At 69.4% G+C, this 16,612-nt stretch carries 11 protein-coding genes and 1 pseudogene; 4 read left to right on the top strand and 8 right to left on the bottom strand.

The genetic code is table 11. The features are described from left to right. Positions 1 to 159: 159 nt before the first annotated feature. The gene (pglX, locus tag AB0M52_RS15445; RefSeq protein WP_363953633.1) at positions 160 to 3,756 is read right to left on the bottom strand and encodes a BREX-2 system adenine-specific DNA-methyltransferase PglX; all 3,597 of its coding nucleotides are present in this window, start codon (positions 3,754 to 3,756) and stop codon (positions 160 to 162) included. A 71-nt stretch (positions 3,757 to 3,827) separates the two neighbouring features. Beyond that, complete coding sequence (locus AB0M52_RS15440) at positions 3,828 to 4,067, bottom strand: winged helix-turn-helix domain-containing protein (RefSeq protein WP_363953631.1); 240 nt, start codon at positions 4,065 to 4,067, stop codon at positions 3,828 to 3,830. 323 nt (positions 4,068 to 4,390) lie between these two features. On the opposite strand from AB0M52_RS15440, the gene AB0M52_RS15435 reads away from it, so the two are divergent. Further along, positions 4,391 to 4,669: a DivIVA domain-containing protein gene (locus AB0M52_RS15435; protein WP_363953629.1), complete on the top strand. Its 279-nt coding sequence runs from the start codon at positions 4,391 to 4,393 to the stop codon at positions 4,667 to 4,669. Between the two features lie 240 nt (positions 4,670 to 4,909). Here the strand turns inward: AB0M52_RS15435 and AB0M52_RS15430 are convergent, their stop codons facing one another. From AB0M52_RS15430 to pglW, 4 genes are all read right to left on the bottom strand, one after another. Then, positions 4,910 to 5,773, bottom strand: coding sequence for a hypothetical protein (locus AB0M52_RS15430; RefSeq protein WP_363953628.1), 864 nt, complete (start codon positions 5,771 to 5,773; stop codon positions 4,910 to 4,912). A gap of 5 nt (positions 5,774 to 5,778) precedes the next feature. Beyond that, the gene (locus tag AB0M52_RS15425; RefSeq protein WP_363953626.1) at positions 5,779 to 6,450 is read right to left on the bottom strand and encodes a hypothetical protein; all 672 of its coding nucleotides are present in this window, start codon (positions 6,448 to 6,450) and stop codon (positions 5,779 to 5,781) included. A gap of 133 nt (positions 6,451 to 6,583) precedes the next feature. Then, entirely contained in the window at positions 6,584 to 7,537 is a 954-nt protein-coding gene (locus AB0M52_RS15420; protein WP_363953624.1) for a DUF559 domain-containing protein, read from the bottom strand. A gap of 234 nt (positions 7,538 to 7,771) precedes the next feature. Continuing rightward, on the bottom strand, positions 7,772 to 12,202 hold the full coding sequence (gene pglW, locus AB0M52_RS15415; protein ID WP_363953622.1) for a BREX system serine/threonine kinase PglW: 4,431 nt from the start codon (positions 12,200 to 12,202) through the stop codon (positions 7,772 to 7,774). Positions 12,203 to 12,386: 184 nt separating this feature from the next. Here pglW and AB0M52_RS15410 point away from each other — a divergent pair, with 184 nt between their 5' ends. Further along, positions 12,387 to 13,394 (top strand): hypothetical protein, encoded by a 1,008-nt coding sequence (locus tag AB0M52_RS15410; RefSeq protein WP_363953620.1) that lies wholly within the window; start codon positions 12,387 to 12,389, stop codon positions 13,392 to 13,394. 61 nt (positions 13,395 to 13,455) lie between these two features. Continuing rightward, complete coding sequence (locus AB0M52_RS15405; RefSeq protein WP_363953635.1) at positions 13,456 to 14,184, top strand: HD domain-containing protein; 729 nt, start codon at positions 13,456 to 13,458, stop codon at positions 14,182 to 14,184. Between the two features lie 183 nt (positions 14,185 to 14,367). Here AB0M52_RS15405 and AB0M52_RS15400 read toward each other — a convergent pair whose 3' ends face one another. Together AB0M52_RS15400 and AB0M52_RS15395 are read right to left on the bottom strand one after the other, a co-directional pair. Continuing rightward, complete coding sequence (locus AB0M52_RS15400) at positions 14,368 to 14,916, bottom strand: hypothetical protein (protein WP_363953618.1); 549 nt, start codon at positions 14,914 to 14,916, stop codon at positions 14,368 to 14,370. 67 nt (positions 14,917 to 14,983) lie between these two features. Continuing rightward, positions 14,984 to 15,964, bottom strand: a complete 981-nt coding sequence (locus AB0M52_RS15395) for an AfsR/SARP family transcriptional regulator (protein WP_363953616.1) — start codon at positions 15,962 to 15,964, stop codon at positions 14,984 to 14,986. Positions 15,965 to 16,342: 378 nt separating this feature from the next. Between AB0M52_RS15395 and AB0M52_RS15390 the strand changes: the two are divergent. After that, a pseudogene (locus AB0M52_RS15390) lies at positions 16,343 to 16,612 on the top strand (hypothetical protein); the annotation flags it as partial.

Here is a 16,612-nt window from a genome sequence, read left to right as displayed (position 1 = left end):
AGCCCGAGATCCTTCGACGGCAGCCCCTCGGAGACGAGGAAGCGTTCGACAGCCACTGGATCGCCGATGACGGCCAACCCGTCGCCGTCACTGATGAGCTGAATGTCGTCGTCCATCGTCATCTCCTGACGGTGCGGGCAGGGGCAGTCAACGACGTACTCACTGCTTCGCCTTCCGGCCCCGGGTGGCCTTGGGCGGACGCCACGACGTCAGCGCCTCGTCGGTGAGGTGGAGGCGGTTGGTCGTCTCGGCGAGGAAGCCGGCATAGATCTCGGCCGGCGAGGCACCCCACTCCTGGTCGAACTCGCCGTGCCACTGGCGTACCCAGGGAAGGATCTCGCGCAGCCCCGCGACCAGCGGCAGCAGCCGGTCGGGAGCCCAGCCGTCCTCCTGTTCGCGGGCGACGATCAGGGTGGCGAGGGCCTGGGCCTGCTCGCGGTGGTCCCAGCCGGCCCAGCCGACCAGCAGCGACGGGTCACCGTCGCGGCTGGCACCCGGGTACGACACAAAGCGTTCCTTGGGTACGTCGAGCTTGCCCCGATGCTTCCAGTAGCCGGCCTTGGCGAAGTCCGCCGAGGTGTACTTCGGCGGCACCGGGATCTGCTTGCGGAACTCCCGCTTCGCCGCCTCGTCGGGCAGCGCGTCCTCGGCCCGTTGCAGGTCCCACACCTGCTCCCAGTCGGCGCGCTTGCTCAGGCCGGAGTCCTTGTAGCGCAGCGCCGCCAGGTGCGGCACGTGCTCGTCAGCGACCAGGTCGGCGATGACCTTGCCGAGATCCTGACCGGGCGCGTACAGCTCGGCGACGGCGAGCACGTCGGGGTCGCGGCGCAATTCGTCGGCGAGCTGCGCGGTGGTCAGCGGGCGCGGCTGCTCCAGGCCGTCGACGTGGTGATACCACAGCTCCCGCGCCTCGCACCGGTCCAGCAGCCAGTCCCGCAGCGCCTTGGCCTGCATCTTGTCCCAGCCGTCGGTGGCCCACCGCCGCTTGCACTCCGGCCGCTCGATCAACCCGATGTTGCGGTTGCCCTCGATGACCGCGATCCGCCGCTGCACGATCGCCTTGTACTCGTCTGACCAGCCCGCCGGCAGCTCTGTGATCGGCGTCGAGGAGTGCCGCGCAAACCACTGCGTCTCCAACCCCTCGTCGCGCATCTTCCGAGCGAGCACGATCTCGAACGCCCGCTGCCCCAGCGACAGCATCGGCGGCCGGACGCTCTCCGGCGCGGTCAGGTCCTCGTCCAACAGCCCGTAGAGCGAGTAGACCTGCCAGTCCAACTCCTCCTGCAAGCAGATCATCTGCCCCCGGGTGATGTGCCACTCATAGGCGGCGGCATCCAGCCGCTCCCGCGTCGGCACCCCAGACCCCGCCACCGCCGCCGGACTCACCCCAGCAAGCCGCCCCGCCAGCCCATCAATCTCCCGAGCAAGTTCCAGCGGGTACGCCGAAGGCAGCGGAAACTCCTGCAACTTGGTACCCGTGAACTCGTAAAACTTCTCCCAGTCCTCACTAGCGATTCCGCCACCGATTCCTCCGTTGCCTCGATCGAAGCTAACCCGCTTTATCCAGAAGCATCCGGTTGAAGTGTTGAGCAATCCGATAAGCCCCAGGTGATCGTCTTCCGATGCCCCCTCCCGCAACTTAATTAGGGGGGCAGTACGTCCGAATACCTTTCCACCTCGATCTAGCACGAAGTGGTTGTGAGTTGCCACGAACGCGAAGGCAATCGACCAATTATGAGCTCGTTCGTCCTTGGGGATCTGATGCCATTCGAACCAGGACCGACCATCACCAAAGTAGGTACCACGGGAAAATGTAGCGCGATTTCCCAAGTCCGTTCGGTATGGCCACAGCCGCTTTGCGTGACCAGGCATGGCCGCCAGCGGGAGCAGATTTCGACTCTGGCCATAGGGGTGGAAGGCGTGATCGCCGTCGAGCGTGACCCAGTCACGCTCCTCGTCGCCGAGTACCAGCCGACGATGCTGATCGTCCTCGACGTTGTTGCGGTGGAAGGCAGCGGGCGGAGCCGTCATGGCTTCGTCGGCTCCCATAACGCCGTAGAAGCCCACTCGAAACAGCTTCGGGCCGAGTCTGGCAGTGCCGGCCGTCTCGATTGCTTGCATCAAGTCGCCTGCGCCGCCGCCGCTCAGACTCCAGGGAAAGGCTGCGAGATCGGTGCGTGGGGTGTCGGCGACGCCGACCCACTGGCTTTCGGAACCGGGACGGCCGACTTGACCGACAATGGCCCGCCAGACGAAACCCTCGCGTGGGTCAGCGGGCGCGCTTGGTTCCCCGCGGATGCCCATGACCGTGCGAATGGTACCGGCTCGGCCGCGATTGGTGTTGCGGCCAACCAGGATGACGGTCGGGGTACCGTGGCCGGGGATGTAAGCGCCGGAGGTGTCGATGACGTGGGTCAGGTTGACGTCGAGGGCGAACAGTTTTTCGATCATCTTCTTGCCGAACTCGCGCTTCATAAACGAGTTGGCGGTGATCTGGCCGACCTGCCCGGCACCCTTGCCGTCCCCGTCGCCGGGCTTGGCGAGTTGGAAGAAGCGCTGCGCGAAGGGCACCGACAGGGCGTACTTGCCGGAGCAGGCCGGGTACATCTCGCGGTATGCGTCGTTGAGGCCCTTGTCCTTGACGGTGATGTAGGGCGGGTTGCCCACCACGACGTGATAGCGGCCGGGACTCAGAATGCTGGGGTGTTCCCGCACGTCCTCAGTCGCGTAGGTGAACTCGACCATCGCGTCCGCTTCTGCGTCGATCCCGGGAAGCGTGTCCTGGCGGCGCTTCAGTAGGGAGTCGCCAACGGCGAGGTGCAGCGGGAGGGTGTAGCCGGCCGAGTCGGCGAGCGTCTTGACGTTGCTGGCGCGGAGGGCGGCTACGAGGAGGCGGAAGCGGGCGATGGCTACGGCGAAGGGGTTGATGTCGACGCCGTGGACGGCGTCGAGGGCGAGGCGTACTCGCTCGTGGGGGTCGCGGTTGGGGGCGTGTTGCTCCCACTCCTTCAGTAGTCGCTCGAACGCGCCGAGGACGAAGTGGCCCGAGCCGCAGGTGGGGTCGATCATCTTGACCACGTCGTGGCCGAACTCTTCGATCGCCGGGGTCAGCGTGAGGTCGAGGATGAACTCTTCGACGAACTCGGGGGTCTGGAGCAGGGCGTAGGTCTTGCGGGCCGCTTCGGAGAGATCCTGGTAGATGTCGCCGAGGAAGCGGGTGTCCCACTCGGGGTCGGTGAAGTCGTGCACCAGGTCGCCGGTTTCGCTGCGCCGACGCCAGAAGGCGATCAGGTTCTTCGCCTCGTCGTGGGAGAGCGGGATCTGGTAGAGCGGGTTGTGCCGCTTGTCGAAGAGTGACTTCCCTGCCTGAGTGCTGGCGATGGCGTCGAAGCCCTGTTCCATCCAGCCGCGCAGGGTCTCCTCCGGCCGGTCGCGGAAGAACTGGGCCTCGGCTTCCTCGGCCAGCACCAGGCGGTCGCCCGGCCCGGCCAGGTAGGGGTCGGGCAGCAGGCCGTTGTCCTCGCAGAAGCGGACGAAGACGGTGCCGAGCACCCAGGCCACGGCGACCTGTGTCACCCGCTCGTCGCGCCAGGCTGTCCAGGTCGCGGCGGTACGGCCGACCTTGAAGGCGTGGTTGTATTCGCCACGCAGCCGGGAGCGCACCTCCACGACCGTCTCGGCCTGCTCACGCAGGTCCTTCTCCAGGTTCTTGACCTGCTTCTGCAGGTCCGACAAGAGCAGTTTCCGGTCGACCACGCGACGACTCTAGTCGTCCCGCTCACGGGACGGGGCACCCGTAAGGCCCGTTTCCGTCGCCGAGCCGCTACCTACGGCTCCCGCATCCAGAGCTTGGGATCGTTCACGAAGACACCCTTGCCCTGGTGCCGCCAGATCACCCGGAGGGCTTCCAGCCGCACATAGACCTGCTTGACCGTTGACGGACTGACCTTGTACTTCGCGGCAAGCTGCGCAATCGAGGGCAGCCTGTCCTCCGGCTTGAGCCGGTTGGCTCTGATGTCGGCAACGATCTCGTCGGCGATGCGGATGTAGTCGGCGGTGATTGGCATGACCTTCCCCTTGCGTGGCACGCCAATTCGATCACGCAACGACACTCCACAACAACTCACCGTTTGACTCCGATGACTGGGACAGCTAAGTTGAGTCACGCCTCTCCCCTTGCGTGGCAACGAGGAGTAGAGGCGTTCCCCCTGGTCGGGGCGGGTGCGCGTGCCCGTCCCGACCCAGTGAGCTGCTCTGTCGTCGTACCGCCGATCGGGCTGCGGCGGCCGAGCGGGCGGGCCGTGCGGACACCGGCCACGCACGGCCCGCCCTTCCACGCACCACCGCACCGACTCTCCGCGCTCCAGACTGCCCTCAGGAAAGGACCGTCGTGGCCCAGGTGTATCGAGGTGGCCAGCCCTACGGGACCGGCCGCCCGGCCAGGTTGACCCCACACGAGCTACGAACCCGCACGTTCGCCCCGCGTCGCCGTGGGGTCGACCCCGATCAGGTACGCGAGTTCCAGACCACGGTCGCCGACGAGTTGGCCGACCTGCACCAGCAGATCCGCACGCTCGCCCAGGAGAACGAGCGGCTCAAGCGGGCACTGCGCGACTGGCAGTCCATGCACGCCCGGCACTGCCGACCACCAAACCAGAGCCGCTGGTGACCGCACGCCCGGCCCCCGGCGACCTACTCTGGATCGACGGTCGCGCCTCGGTGCAGTTCGCCGGAAACCGGGCACTGACCCTGCGCGTCGTCTCGGTCAGCGACCGGCCGACGTACGACGGCTGGATCTGGCTGTCCGGGTACGTCATCGACCGGCGCGGCAACGCCACCGCCAAACGCGAGATCTACGTCCAACTCGCCGGCCTCCAGCCCGCCTCCGCACCCACTCCCCCTCGCCAGGTCAGCCGGCGCGGTGAAGCTGGTGGGCCGCGCGGAGTGTCGGCACGACCGTCCCGTGCAGGTACGGCACCGAGGTGAGTCGCCCCCAGTGGTCGGTGAGGCGCATCGCCGACGGGTGGGTGAAGGCGGCGACCAGCGTGTCCACTCCAGCGATTCGTGCACGTTCGAGGTGCGATCCGAGCCGACGGCGGTTACTCATCACCGAGGTGAGGGTCCGGTGGACCTCGACTCCCTGCACGATGCACAACGTCGGTTCGAGAATCCGTACGGTCGCTGACAGGTGTGGCAGGCAGTTGCGGCTCATGGTCGGGTTCCCCAGCGACTTCGCGCTGCCGGCCACGGTGGCCGAGCACAGGCGCAGGTTCGCCATGGCGTAGGCGTCGAACAGATGCACGGACCGGAGCCGGCCGGAAAGGCGAAGCAGTTCCCCGTTTCGGTCCGGACCCGGATCTCGACCCACCGCGAGCCGCAGCGCGCTGGCGACGCCCTTCATGTGCTGGTTCCGGGAGGGGAAGGCGGTTGCGGCAGAGGTCATCACCTCGGCGTGCCGCTCGTCCAAGCTCACGCCCTCGCGGGGTCGGCCGGTCTCCATGGCGATGACCAGGATGCGCAGCGGACGGTCACCAAGCCGGAGATCATAGTGCCGGCCCACGTGGGAGAGCTGACCGGCGGCGAAGGCGGCGTTTGGCCGTGACGCGCCGGCCCGGTCGCGAAGGGCACTGCGCCTGCACCGGCCGAGATTACGGCACACGCAGGCGCCCGACTCGGCGAGAACGTTCGCCGTCAGGTAGCGACGGAGACCCTCGATCCGGCGAGTGGTCGCAGCCGGGTCACTGGCGAGGCGGGACGCTTTGTCCGCGAGCATCGGACTCAGCCCGTAGCGCCCGGTGCGAGCACCGCCGGTGCGTCGAGGTCGTTGACGGGCACACCCAGCCATCGAAAGCGGCCATTGCTCCCGGGCTGGTCCGTGTAGTCCCGCCAACTGAGCACGTAGTCACCGGTCAGGTCGCGTTGGTTCGGCAGATGGTGGCTTCCGTCGCGACCCCACCGGAGAGTGCCGGTGAGCCGCCTGCCGTCGTGGACACGGAACTCCTGGTCCCTGGTGGTCCGCTTGTGCGGCGGTGGATCCCACAGCCTGCGGTCGTTCGTCAGAAGGATCGCGAGGCCGTTCGTTGGCGTGACGGTGGAGCGGCAGAACCGCTCCAGCCTCTCGATGTCGAAGACGAAGTTGCGTCGAGCCAGATCGGTGGCCGCATGCCCACGCAGGTGGAACTGCTCGTCCAGACAGGAGTCGGTGCCGACCCAGTGGGCCGTGAAATACTTGAACTCGATCGCGGTGCGTCCGTTCGGGCCACAGCAGAGCAGGTCCAGGTACTCGGCCCTCTCCTGCCGCATCTCCAGTCGAACTGATACGGCTTCGTCGATCCGGTGAACCGCCCAAGCGAACGCGTGCTGGAAGTCAGCCTCCGAGTGGAACACCCTCCGTCTGGTCCGCAACTCGTCCATAACCGAGTCCAATGACACCGTTCCCGCGATACGCATCCGCGTTCCTCCTTCGCCACACCGGCCCGGCCACCAGAAATCGGGTGAACATGGTGACCGACCGGAGCGACGGGGGGAACAACCGATGAGACAGGGGCATCCGCCGATCGCATCAAAGGTGTCGTGCTCGGGATCACCGGGGCCGACGGCTGGCCAGGATGGCGAGGGTTTCCCGCCGTACAGCGTCCGGCTCACCAACGAGCCGACGATGGGCGAAGCGGACGACCAGGATGCCGAGGGCGGCCAGTTGTGCATCGCGGCGCAGGTCGATTTCGCGCTGTCGTGGGTCACCGTGGGTGGTGGCGCCGTCGAGTTCGATGTTGACGCGTTCCGGCTCGGCGTAGAGGTCGAGGTAAGCGTTGCGCAAGCCGACCCGGACCTGCACCTGCCGCTGGAACGCCGGCATTCCCGGGCCGGTGAAGATTTGTTCGTGTCCCCAGATCTCCAGCGGGCTGCGACAGCCCTCGGCCAGCCGGGTCAGCAGCGTATGCAGCGCAACTCGGCCAGCCACCCGCGCCGTGTCGACGAGTACGGCCCGCAACCGCTCAGGAGTGGTCAGCCGGTCGTTGACCGCCCTGATCATCGGCGCCCGTTGCTCGGCCGGGGGAAGCATGAGCCAGCAGTCGACCAGGGCTCGCTCGATGGTGGTCACCGGTAGCCCTTGTCGTATCACCACCGACGGTGGGGCGAGGGTGAGGTGACGTCGGCGGTGGACCCGGACTCCGGGCCAGTTTCGCAGGCCGCTGGTGGCCGGTGTGCTCACGTGCAGCAGGTCACCAGGCAGTTGTTGGCGCAGCCGCCAGACGTCGAGAGCAGTGAGGTGGCTGAGTGCGCCGCGCCCGCGTACCCAGGCAGTGATCGCTCGGCGGCCGAGGGCGGGGCCGATCCGGGTGAGCGGCGGGGTGGCCGCGCGGTTGCCCCGTTCGTCAAGAAGATGCGCTGCCGCGAACACCTCGGGGAGGACCCGTACCAGTTCACCGTTGGTGCATGCCCGTTGCAGGATCCACTCGGGCACGACCTGCTCGACGATGGATCGGGTCACCAGCCCTCGACCGCGCTCCACCAGTTCTGCCAACACCGCATCCACGCCACCGACCGTGCCGCCCGCCGTTATGGTCCCGCAACGACGAAGCGCCGCACCTGTGGACGACGAACCCGCTGTGGACAATCCCCATAACCCGCCACCATCTGCTATGGCCCGCCAAGCTCGCGTCCCGGTCCCTCAAGGTGTGTGTCTCATCGTGGCAGTGTGGCTGTCCCCGCGTCGGCGTGTCGGGCAGCCACACTGCCACGATCAGGAGCTGCACGCTCAGGGGAGCTGTCACGCGCTGACAGAGCTGCGGTGGGCGTTGACGGCCCAGGCGTCCGGTAGGGCGATCCATTCGTTGTCGCCCACCGGCACCACCGCACCGTCCAGCTTGGGCAATGTTCCCGGGTCCTCCATCGGGCAGAGCAGCCACAGCTCCCCCGCCCCTCCGCGCGCCGCGTCTGCCAACTCGTGGAGCCACTCCATCGCCCGGTAGCGCGCCAGCACTGCCGCGTCGTGCAGCAGCACCGGCCCGTCGCTCGGCGACAAAGATGCTCGCAGCGTGGGAGCCGCCAGGTGCCACGCCTGCTCGACGTACTCGCCGAGCTTGATGGCGCTCCGGGAGCCCGCCTCGGCGACGTCCGCGCCCAGCACCGTCTCCCAGGTGGGCTTCGGGCGGGCGTCGACCAGGCCGCGCAACTCGCGCAGGAACACCGCCGCCACGTTGACCGGCCGGGCGTCGAAGCGCCGGGCCAGCTCTTCGCGGGCCAGCGCGTAGCGGTTGAGGCGTACCGTCAGCGCGCGGAATCCCCCGGCGGACCTGGCGCCGGTCAGCCGCTCCTCGGCCCGCATCGCGGCCGCCAGCTCCGGGGACTCGGCTGCCCAGCGGCTCGGTGCGTTCGTCGCCGAGGGGCGACGTTGGACGATCGACATCGACGACGAGCCGGCACGCGGCGGTGGCGGGACGTAGCGGTCGCGATTCCAGCGCAGGTCGAAACCGGCCTCGGCGAGCAGCTGGTCCAGCTTCGGGTGCGGCGGCAGCGGCGCCGCCAGTTCGGGGAACCGGGCGCTCACCCGCTGGACGACCTGCTCCGGGGCCAGGCCCCGCTGCCCCTCCGGCCTCGTCGCCGGTGGCAACACGCCGGCCTGGGCGAGCCGCAGCGCGCGGACCGGGTCGAGGTTGCGCGGGTACAACTCCAGCCGGGCGGTCGCGGCGGCCCGCTCCGACGCCACGGCGGCGAGCAGCACCCGTCGCCGGTCGTCGATCGCGTCGGCCGCGCCGCCGGGCGCGGTCACCGCCGCGAGGGTACGCAGCACCGTCGCCGCGCTGGGCAGCACCTCGCTGGCGGCGAGCTTGTCGGCGGCCTTGCCGAGCGCGTCGGCGTAGTCGAGCAGGGCCGGTGCGGCCGGAGTGTCCGGGGCGTCGTCCTCGCCCGCTTCGAGCGCCACGAGCAGCCGGTCGCCGTGCGGGTGCGGCTTGCCGTCGATGTCGGCACGGCCGTGCCGGCGCAGCAGCAGACGCGGCTCCTCCTCGAGTGCGTCGACCTCGACCGCCGCCCGCACGGCGGCGACCGCCACCGCGAGCCGCAGCTCGTCTCCGGTGCGCACCGAGCCGCGGCTGACGAGTAGCGCCGCAGCCAGTTCGGCCACGCCCATCACCCGCCCGCCGTCGCGCAACAGCTCGATGACCTGGGTACGCACGCTGCCCACCACCGGCAGGTCGTGCCACCGCTTGCGCTGTTTGCCGAGGACTTGCGCGATCCTGCCGGGGCTGACCCCGACAGCGGCGGCGACCTGTGGCTGTTGCGGCCAGAGCTGCAACGCGGGCAGCGTGCCGGTGGTATCCGGCAGGTTCAGCAGTAGCCGGGTGGCCTCCACCTCGGCGGCGTTGCGGCCATTGTTGCCCGGCACGAGCAGGGTGGCGATCGCGTCGAGGCCGACACGTACCAAATCGGTGTCGCCGCCCGGCGCGGCGGTCTCGCTGGCGACCTCGACGGTGGCCGCCTTGCGGGCCGCTGCCGAGGTGGGCACGGTCTCCCGCTCCCCCAGCCGGGTACGCCACTCCTTGACCCGGCGCTGCAACTCCTTTCGCGTCTTCGCACCGAGGCCGGGCAACGTGGCGAACGTGTTGTTGCCTACGGCCAGCAGCTCGCCGACGGTGCTGGCGTCCACCCGGTGCGCGGCGGAGACCGCCCGGGGGGTGAGCCCGGCGGCCTCCAGGACGGTGGCGCGGCTGGCCTTGCCGGCGGCCTCCTCGCGCGCCTTCTCGGCGGCTTCCTCGTCCGGCTCCTCGGTCTCGATCTCCGGGTGGTCGGTGCCGACCGGGGTGCTCGCGTCGGAACGGCGGAACACCTGCTGCCAGGCGTCACGCAGGTCCTTCAGAGAGGCGAACCGGCGACGGTGGTCGCGGTGCAGCGCCTCGTGGAAGAACTCCACCAGGCCGTCGCGGATCGCCGGGTCGAACGCCTCGGCGGCCAGCACCGGCGGGCCCTCGGTGAGCTGCGGCTCGGTGCCGCCGTCGCCCCAGACCGGCAGCTCTCCCGACGCCATCTCGTGCAGGGTTACCGCGACGGCGTACCACTCGGCGTGCTTGTCGTAGACCTGCCGGCTGGCCGTGCCGAGGAACGGGTCGAGGTAGCGCGGGGTGCCGGCGGCCAACTCCTTGACGGAGACACCGGCCAGGGAGAAGTCGAAAAGCACCAACTGGCGGGTGCGGTTGGGGCGTACCCGGATTGCGATGTTGTCCGGCTTGATGTCGCGGTGGTAGACACCCTCGCCCTCCAGGTAGTCGAGGGCGCCGAACAGGTAGTCGCTGTAGGTCTCCAACTCGTCGACGGTGAGCCGGCCGTCGTCGCGGAGCTTGCGGGCCAGCGTCAGCTCACCGGCGTGTTCGAGGACGATCACCGTACGGCCGGCGATCTGCAGCGGCTCCGGGCGGGCCAGCCGGATCACCCGGGAGTCGGTCAGCGGCCGGAGTACCCGGGCCTCGTGGGCGAGACGAGCGCCCTTCTCGTCGGAGAGGCCGACCTTGAGCACCTCCTCCTTGCCGGTGCGCTCGTTGTGGGCGAGGAAGGCCCGGCAGGTCGACCCGGTGCCCAACCGCTTTTTCAGCGTCCATTCGGCGACCCGCTCGCCGCCGCGGGCCTCAAGCGGGTCGACTTCCTCCGGTTCTGCCGCCGGATGCACGGAGGCCGGCGGCGGGGCGGTCAGCTCCTCCTCGACCACCTGAAGCATCTCGACGAAGTCGGCGACGGTGGTGAGACGCTGGGCGGGAATCGGGGCAGTGGCGGCCTGGATCAGCTCGTCGGCGAACTCGGTGATCCCGTCGGCCACCGACGACGGGCGCAGGCCATTGTCGCGGGCGATCCGGGACAGCAACTCCTGCCGCTTCGCCGCTGGCGGCTGCCCGGTGAGGATCAGGTACGCCAGTACACCGAGCCCGAAGACGTCCATCGCGACCGGGTCCGGCCGGGGGGCGGTCAACTCCGGGGCCAGGTACGCCTCGGCCGACAACTCGATGTGCGAGGAGGCGTGCGAGGAGAGGGTGACCGGGTCCGCGCTGCTGCCCCCGACCGACTCGGCAGCCCGTGTGGCCGCCTGCCAGTCGCTGATCTGCACCTGCGGGACCAGCCACGCGTCCTCGTCGCTGCCGCCCCGACGCTTCCGCCCCGGCGCAACCATGATGCTGCGGGCGGAAAGGGCACGATGATGCAGGCGCCGGCCGTGGGCGTACGCCACCGCCTCGGCGAGCTGACGGATCATCGCCAGGCGGGTGAGTGGATCGAGCTTCTCGCCGTACTGGGCAATGTAGTGGTCCAGCCGCATCGACCTCGGGTCGTGCCGAAAGATCAGAGCCGGCCCGGCCTCGTGCGACTCCATCGAGTCCACCCGGACGATGCCCGGGTGGTTGATGCCGTGCAGAACCGTCATCTCGCGCTTGGCAGCGCGTTCGATGCTTGCCCGCTCGGCCTGCACGGCGTTGCGCTCGACCAGGTAGATGCGGATGCGGCGGTGTTCCCGCTCCAGGTCGCGGTGGCGGGCGTGGTGGTCCTGCCAGGTGGGGCCGAGGTCGAACGGCCGGGTCTCCAACTCCCACGAGCCGACCTGGTAGTGCTTGCGGCTGCGGGCGATGCCGACCGCGCCGAGCAGGTCGGGCAGCGCCCCGGATACCTCCTTGGTGACCCGGTACTTCTCGTCCTGCGGTGGACGCTGCAGGAGCGAACCGATGGTCGGCAGCGGGCCGGGCTCGCAGCCGGTCGCCGGGTCCGGGCCGTAGATGCCGTGCAGATGGTGGTCGGAGAGACCGATGTGCAGGCCGGGCTTGGACAGGAACACCGCTGCCTGCACGAACGGAACCTTGACTCGTGGTCCCTTGCGCTGCCCCGCCGCGACCTGCAGCAGCGACTTCAGCTTCTTGGCCTTGGCGTCGGCCAGGTGGAGAGGATTGTCGAAGGTGCGGGTACCACTGGGGCCGTGCAGGAGCCAGTTGGACCCGCTGGAGGTGAGGCGGCCGTTCCAGCTCTTGATCTCGATCAGATAGAGCCCGCCCGGCGCAGCGACGAGCAGGTCGACCTCGTACGGGTGTCCCGTCTGCGCGGTGAAGGTGAAATTCGACCAGGCGCGGTAGGGCTCGGTGTCCGGCAGCAGCACCTGCACGTAGGCCAGGGCCTCCCGCTCGTGCGCGAACTGCGACGGGGTGATCGTCGTCCACCGGCCTTCCTGCATGTGCAGATCCTATGCGGCGGGGCCGAGCAGCCAAGGAGCTCAGGGGGCGCGTCCGGCCGACCGGTCCTCGGCGGATCGGGTCTAAGAGACGCATGCAGCTGCCGCGGTACCTGGCCACCAAGCTGCACCTCGCCGCCCGGACCGGCCTGCGAACGAATCGGTCATAGCTCGGTTATCGTGAGGAATGCGCCAAGATGCCGGAGCGGCCGACGAAGGTCCGCCGCCCGCCGAGCAAGGCGAGGCGACCCACGCCGCCACCCCTGAAGCGACCGCCACCTCCGCTCGGGAGGCGGCCTCCGCCGACCGGTGGCGACGACTGAGCGAATGGGTAGCGGCGCTGCTGGTTGGCGTGGTCCGGTTCTGGCGCCGGGTGGTCCAGCTCTGGACACGTATGGCCGACGCGCTCCAGGAGGAGGAGTCCGGCCGGGCGTCGGTCGTACGAACGTCAACCGCACCCCGCCATCGCACCGAACGCCATGAGACGCCGGCACCGATCCGGGTCTCCGCGCAGGGCGGTGTCTTCACCTTCGCCGTCGACGCCTTCGTCACCTGGTCGTCCGATCGCCTCCCGTGGGACGCGCTGACCAGCTACGCGCGTTACTTCATGCCGCACGTCACGGTGCGGGTGGCGCACCTCGCGGCGGCGCACGCCAGCCGGCTCCCACCACACCGCACCGCCGAACTGGAGGCGACCCTGCAGGGGTTGCTCCGCGCCGAGGGCCCGTGGCGCTACCCGCACGACGACGGGCCGGTCGAGTGTGTGGTCCGGATTCGGGTCCGGCCCGATGAACGCGTCCGGGCGCTCACCATGCCCTACTGGGAACAGCTGATCAGGATCGACAGCGAGTACGACGTACGGAAGCGCCGGGCGGAGCGCGCCGAGCAGCTCAGCCGGCAGGTGGTGACGATCCTGGAGAATCTCGCCGGCCGCCTCGCCGCCAACGGACAGCAGACGGACGGGAAGCTGACCGGGGAGGTGGAAAGCCTGCTGGCCGAGCAGAGGGCCGCCCTGCGGCGGCTCGAAGACCAGTTCCGTGCGGCGCTGCACGACAGCGACCTCTTCGGACCGGCCGCATCGGGCGACATCCCGAAGCAGCGACCGTACGCGGAGCCGGCCGAGGCAGCACCGCCACCAGACGGCGAGACCGCGACAGACGACGGCTCGTCAGGAAACTCCCGACAGTCGCAGTGATGGCGGCTCCGGCGCACAGCCGGGTCCCCTACCGGTGGTGAAGATCGGATATAAGAAACGCATGGAACTGCCGCCGTACCTGGCCACCATGCCGATGCACGCGATCACCGAAATCCACGGCGAGGTCGGCCTGCGGGAGCGGTTCCGGCTGGAGAGCGAGGCGTTCGACGCCGACGGTCGGCGCCGCCTCGGCGAGGCGCTGGACCTGGCCGCCAAGCTGCACCACGACGACCGGCGGTCCCGGGAGCCCTACCTCAACCACCTGCTCCGGGTCGCGATCCGGATGATGCACCACTACCAGGTACGCGACCTCGACGTGATCGTCGCCGGGCTGCTGCACGACGCCGTCGAGGACCACCCCGCCGAGCTGGCCGGCGATCCCTCCGCCCCCGACCCGACCGCGGCGGCCCTGGCCGTGCTCGCCGACCGGTTCGGCCCCCGGGTGGCCCACCTGGTCGCCGCCGTCACCAACCCGCCGTGGGACCCGACCCGGGACCGCAACGAGCAGTACCACGAGCATGTCGCCGCCAGCCTCGACCGGGAACCATGGGCGCGGGTCATCAAGGTCTCCGACTTCACCGACAACGGCGTGGGCGTGATCCACTCCGTCGGCCCGAAGGTCGAGTCGTCGGCCCGCAAGTACCGCCCGTTGGTACCCGTCTTCCGCGACCTGGTCACCCGCCCCGACACTCCCCTGTCGGCACCGGTGAAGCAGCACATCCTCGATCAGCTCGACCTGGCCGAGGAACGCTTCAGCGCCATCCTCGACCAGCCCGCCCACCGAACCTGAGCCGCTCGCTCCGGCCTGAGCAACCGCCCGGCCTGAGCCGCTCGCTCCGGCCTGGGCCCCTCGCTCCAGCCTGAGCAACCGCCCGGCCTGAGCCGCCACCCGGCCGAGGTGTCACGCGGCCTGGATCGCCCGGCCCGCAGCACGCCGAACCGAGCCGTGCGTTCCCGCGCCAGTGGCTGACGATCACCGCTCGGCTGGAGCGCCGGCATGCGAGGCACGGCCGTCCCTGAGCCTGCTCACCAGCAACGCAGCCTGGGCGACCGAGCCACCGCCGACACCGAGACCGCCGCGCGCCGCGTGGTAGAACTGGTCCCGCGCCTCGTTGGCCCGATGCAGCAGGTCGGGCAGGCGGTCACGGTTCTGCTGGCTACGGGCAAGGCGCTCGACCTCCCAGACCGCGTCCCGCCATGCCCGGGCCGCGGTCACCGTCGGCCCGTCGCCGAGCAGCAGGACGTTCTCCCAGGCAATCGTGTGCCGGAAGTCGGCCTCGGCCAACGCGGCGAGTTCCTCGTCCCGGTCGAGGTAACCGCCGATCAACCGGCTGGCGATGGTGTGCACCTCCTTGAGCGCCCGCGCGAACTCGGCGTACGCGTCCAGCCGCCGCTCGTCCCACCGCACCGTCTGACGCCGACGCCACCGCGACCGGTCGGCGAGCGACGTGGCGACGATCGTGCCGATGGTGCCGACCAGCACACCGAGCAGGGCGGGCAACTGCGCGACGAGGCTCCCCATGGCGCAAAGCCTGCCAGCCACCGGCAACGCCCGGTCGCGGAGCCCCGGTGTATCGAGGTGGCCAGCTCTACGGGACCGGCCCTTTGTCGACAGCGGCGCACTTCACCCGCCACCAGGCGGGTTTCGGCTGGGTGCCGGCGAGTTCGCCGCCCGACGGGGCTGACCGCGCCCGCAGGGCAGGCCAGCCCGGTCCACCGTCTGCGGAACGGCCGCCTCGACGCGCCGGCAGGTCACTCGGGGCGATCAGTTGCCAGTATGCGCGGGTGAGGTCGGGGCCGGGGTCGACGCCCAGTTCGTCGCGGAGCAGCCGCGCCCCCTCCTGGTAGATCGCGAGCGCATCGGCCCGCCGGCCGGCTCGGTGCATCGCGGTGATGAGTTGTGCCCTGGCGATCTCCAGAAGTGGGCGTTGCATCAGCAGGGCACGCAGTTCGGGGATGAGTTCCTGGTGGCGGCCGAGCTCAAGGTCTGCGTCGACCCGGTTGCCGTGGGCGGTCAGCCACTGCTCCTCGAGTTGAACCGCGGCGGAGGAGGCAAACGGGGCTCGTACGCCGCCCAGTGCGGCTCCCCGCCACAGGGCGAGGGCTCGGTGCAGGGCGTGCGCGGCTGCGTCCGGACGGTTGTCGGCCAGGGCCCGGTTCCCGGTCCGAGCCAGGTGCAGGAAGGTAGCCAGATCGATCCACACGGGATCGATCGTCAGCCGATAGCCGGCCGGGTGCGTCTCTATCGAGACATCACCCAGCCCGTCCAGGAAGCGTCGCAGCAACGACACCCGGACGTGCACCTGGGTACGCACCGTCGCGGGCGGGTGCTCACCCCACACCCCGTCGACAATTTCGTCACCACTCACCACCGCGTTCGGATTGAGCAGCAGCAGCGCCAGCAGCGCCCGGGCGCGGCCCCGGGGAACCGGGAGCGGTGCCGCCTTCGGTGTCGACACCTCGAACGGCCCGAGAAGACGGAACGTGACGGGCAGTTGCCCGGCATCGGCACCGTGCCGAGAACTCGTTGTCCTATTTTCCGTCAGGTCAGCTAAAGCGCACAGTGCCACCCATTACTCCCCGTAGTTCCGCAGCATGTCGAATGGGTCGACAACCCTTTCCAGCATCTGTCGAAAGTCGCCCACATCGGCGGCCAGCCCGCCCCAGCATCGGGTTTACCGCTTTGCCACTGCGCCAACATCGTAATCTTTGGTCCGCCGAACGAACCGGCACACATTGATCCTCGCCTGTGGCATGCGTCACAACCAGCCCCCTCGGGCCTGGTGAGGGCCGGTCGATCGGGGGCGATATACCCGGAACTAATCTGATTCGGTCAATACGCCAAACGCGCACCAGGGCAACCGGATTGCAGCACCTCGGGTGCGCCGGATAGCGAACCGATAGGAAAACCGTAGTGCCTCGCCCGACGATCACCGCCACCCCCGACCGTGGAACGATCGCTGGAGGTTGAGTTGTCCACCAATCGGTTCAGGCGCGCACTCGGCGGCCTGCTCATCGCGACCATGTCAGCCGTCGGCGCCGTCTTCGTGGCTCCGCAACCCGCAGCGGCCACGCCGCCGGCCGACCATGTGCTCTTCTGGAACGATGTCCTCCTGCGCGCCTACCGAGAGGTGGGCGGGGCGCCAGGGCCACTGGCCCGAGCGGGCGCCATGATGCACGTTGCCATCTACGACGCGGTCCACTCGATCGGTTGTGAG

The organism is Micromonospora sp. NPDC051296, assembly GCF_040682255.1.
Classification (GTDB): Bacteria; Actinomycetota; Actinomycetes; order Mycobacteriales; family Micromonosporaceae; genus Micromonospora; species Micromonospora craterilacus.
Note: the sequence above shows the minus strand (reverse complement) of the source record. Positions and strands in the feature narration are given on the sequence as shown.